Below are 3,630 nucleotides of genomic sequence, written 5' to 3' on the forward strand. Positions count from 1 at the left end.
ACGCATGGTGGTTTTGCATTACCTATTGTTATTCATCACTTCCTAAATTAGTCAAATCACTGACTCAGTTTTGTCCACAAATGAGTTACAGGCTCGAATCAAGCCTGTGATTTTCAAATGACTACATCTTAAAGAAAATCAGCATAAGCCTGTGACGTTACCAGATTTTATGACAGTTTTTTACATGGATAATGATAAAACAAGGCTAATTTGACAAAATTTTATGACAGCTACTATAGTTGCAGTTACACAAGATCAATTGTTAGCCTAACCCACTATAAAATATAGATTTAAAACCAGTTTGTCATAATTTCGGTCTTAATTTATTTCCAAGGGTGAGCTTTGCGAGGTAAAGGTTATGGTGAAGAGCAGCTTTGGCTGAGAGAGGCTACTGGTTAACATCCATATGAGTGTCTACCAAATACTGATCAACTACGTTCGACCATAGGTGATAATACTTGTAGAATACGTCATGCCCTGCGACTCCTGCCCCAAGTTGATAAAACTTAAACTCCAACTTCCCGCCTGCATCCTCATAAGATTTGGCAAATTTTTCGATTGTTTTGTCTGAGTAAAATGGGTCATTTCGCCCATATATAAATAGTGTTGGGGCGCTGAGTTTATGACCTGCACTCTCAAATATAGGTATGTTGGGAGAGTCACCGTTGGTATTGCAGGCATCATCAACCCATCCGCCCGAAAAGTTGATAACTCCAGTAAATGCGTTTGGATGCTCTGAGGCATAGCTTAAGGAAAGGATGCCTCCTCTGGAATTTCCAGCCAGCATTAGCTTCTCTTTATCAGCCCACGATTGATCTAATACAAATCGATACGAGGCGTCCAGAGACTGTAAAGCATAATCAAAGCCGTCGTTAATGCCTTTAGGATCACAAGTATACTGTTCCTTGTAACCGCCAGCAGAGTTCCCTCGACCTCTCCTCATTGGTATAATTAATGCTATGTTTTTATTAACTAAATACTCTCCAAAGCCCCAAGGGTTCACAGTTTGTTTTTCAAATGCCTTGTTGCCACCAGTCGAGCCATGATTGAAGATTACCGTCGGGAAGGGGCCGTCTCCCTCAGGCTTATACAAGGTTGCTTCTAAGTAAATATCGCTATCCCAGAATATACCTTTGTCCTTCATTGGTATCTGGATGTTTTGCCCATAGTTGTTAGCTAGTGCGCCAGTAGAAATACTGAAGCAAACTAATCCTACAGTAAGAAAGTTATTGGTTGGAGTCATTCTCATCGTCTTGTAATTAACATATTGTTTTTATATTAACTATTCATATTCACGCAGTTTGTGATCGGTAGCTATGTATCGAAGAGTCCTTGAAGTTCAACAAGGATAATGATTCAAGCGACAGTTAGACGATGTTTGATTGTACTATCTGAAATTTGAGACTGTGATAATCAACGTGCAAGATTTAGTTGGTTTGCCGATAGAGGCTGATTAATCTGTAACAACACAGAAATACAACAGAGCCTTGGGTATACAGTATGCTCACGGTTTTTAGAATTGGCAATACCTTGCTTAACGGTTTGATGAGTTCTCCACCAATAGTTTACGCATTGAAAGATGCTAAATACTGTTTATGCGTGGCTCTGTTGTTACGTGTTGCTAGCTCGCATATAGCTAGAGCTTCTAGCAATTTGCAGTCTGAATAGGGTACGGACTGGCGAATTGCTCAATACTAACCCACTTATTTTCTTGCCCATCAGCAACATACGCCTCCACATCATCAACTAAGACGGTACTATCTATTTTAGCATCAGGAATAAAGGAACCTGATTACGTACCTCTTTCAGCTCGATTGGTAATTGATCAAAGCTACACTCAAGTCTCGCTCGGCACGAGGTGACCAAATGGCTCTCAATCAGGTTCAATTCCAGAAAGGTATATCCTTAGTACGCTTCAACATCACTATATCTTAGTTAGTCATTTTGGATAACTTTCAATTTGCAATGAGTAGGTGATGGTAATTGTTGTGCATGGGGGGTTGGTCTACTGGTTATCTGGCAGGGTGTTCATATTGAGCATTTTGGGGTACACCAATTGAGCATTTGGGGGTGTACCTACTGAGCATTTGGGGGTGTACCTACTGAGCATTTGGGGGTGTACCTATTGAGCATTTAGGAGTGTACCTATTGAGCATTTAGGGGTGTACCTATTGAGCATTTAGGGGTAAAATTTATCAAAATTACTAACGTATATTAAATGGGTGGTTGCAAGGTTATGAAGCAACGAACGATTAAGCCTTATTTGCTGGAGGTTATGGAGGACACGCCGATCCTCGCGGTTATCGGTGCGAGGCAGGTAGGTAAGAGCACTATCGCCAAAGAGCTGATCCCGAGCGGAAAGGTGCACCAGATTACGCTAGATGACCAAACGACTTTGAAGGCGGCTTTTGACGACCCTGTCGGCTTAATTAGGAGTCTTAAGACTCCGGCTTTGGTGGATGAAATTCAGAAGGCACCTCATTTGACATCTGCTATCAAAATGGTTGTTGACGAAAAGCGAGAGCCGGGAAGCTTTGTCATTACGGGATCTGCTGACTTAAGAGCGTTATCCAAAACTAAAAGTGACACGCAAGGGAAGGGCGACTCAATGGCGGGTAGGGTTGAGTGGGTGACTCTTCACCCTTTAACGCAGGCTGAGATTGCTGGTGCCGAGTGTAGATTTTTGGATGAGTTGATGACTGGAGAGTTTACGGAGCCTTGTAGTTCTATCTCTATGGAAGAGCTGGTAGACAGAGTTGTCATAGGTGGCTACCCAGAGGTTGTTGAGAGAGCACCTCGACGTCGGGGAGCTTGGTTTAAGAGTTATATCAACTCGACGATAAGAAGTGACTTGGAAGAGGTTTATAATATCAGAAATTCAGAGGAAGCTTTGGTTCTGTTAAAAAGCCTCGCCATAAACGTTTCTGAGACCTTGGTAAAGAGTAATCTTTACAAAGACCTAAGTATTGCTCGGAATACAGCTGATGGCTACATAGCTTCGCTTGTGTCGTCTCATTTGGTTGATATGCTGCCCGCTTGGCATAAAAATGAAGGCAAGGCGCTAATTAGTTCGCCGAAAGTGAATTTTGTTGATACTGGGTTGGTATGTAATTTGCGGGGTGTAACTGCGAGTAAGTTGCTGGATGATCGGAAACTTCTGGGTAATATTTTTGAGTCATTTGTCGTTACCGAGTTGAGCAAGCTTGCTAACCTTCATGATGCAGAGTTTGAGAGGCATCACTATAGAGAAAAGGAAAGCAAAGCCGAGATAGATCTAATTCTAACTTCTGAAGGTGTCTCTGTGGGTGTTGAGATTAAGTCTGGTATGACTTATTCAGGTAGCTGGGTTAAGCACCTTAAAAAAGGTATTGCTGATGGCGTGATTGATCACGGGGTGGTGATTTATACAGGTGATCGTCAGTACCAAGTTGGCGACGGTGTTTGGCTTATCCCTGTCTCTAAGTTCGTAGCTTTCGATTGAGTTGGCTAGAAAATGATCAAGCTGAAACTAGTACTTAATCAGGTATTTAATTGGCAATACCTTGCTTAACGGTTGGTCGCGGTAGGAATGGCAGTTACCTGCCACCCCCCGCGCAGATCCGGACGTGCGCTACTAACGCATCCGGCTCC

General features: G+C 42.5%; 2 protein-coding genes. One reads left to right on the forward strand and one right to left on the reverse strand.

All coding sequences use genetic code 11. The features are described 5' to 3' along the window. Positions 1 to 388: 388 nt before the first annotated feature. Positions 389 to 1,243 (reverse strand): dienelactone hydrolase family protein, encoded by an 855-nt coding sequence (locus NHN17_RS25425; RefSeq protein ID WP_255045459.1) that lies wholly within the window; start codon positions 1,241 to 1,243, stop codon positions 389 to 391. A gap of 993 nt (positions 1,244 to 2,236) precedes the next feature. On the opposite strand from NHN17_RS25425, the gene NHN17_RS25430 reads away from it, so the two are divergent. Then, a complete protein-coding gene (locus tag NHN17_RS25430; RefSeq protein WP_255045460.1) occupies positions 2,237 to 3,481 on the forward strand; it encodes an ATP-binding protein in 1,245 nt (414 codons plus the stop codon). Positions 3,482 to 3,630 lie beyond the last annotated feature (149 nt).

Source organism: Photobacterium pectinilyticum (genome assembly GCF_024357955.1).
GTDB classification, from domain to species: domain Bacteria; phylum Pseudomonadota; class Gammaproteobacteria; order Enterobacterales; family Vibrionaceae; genus Photobacterium; species Photobacterium pectinilyticum.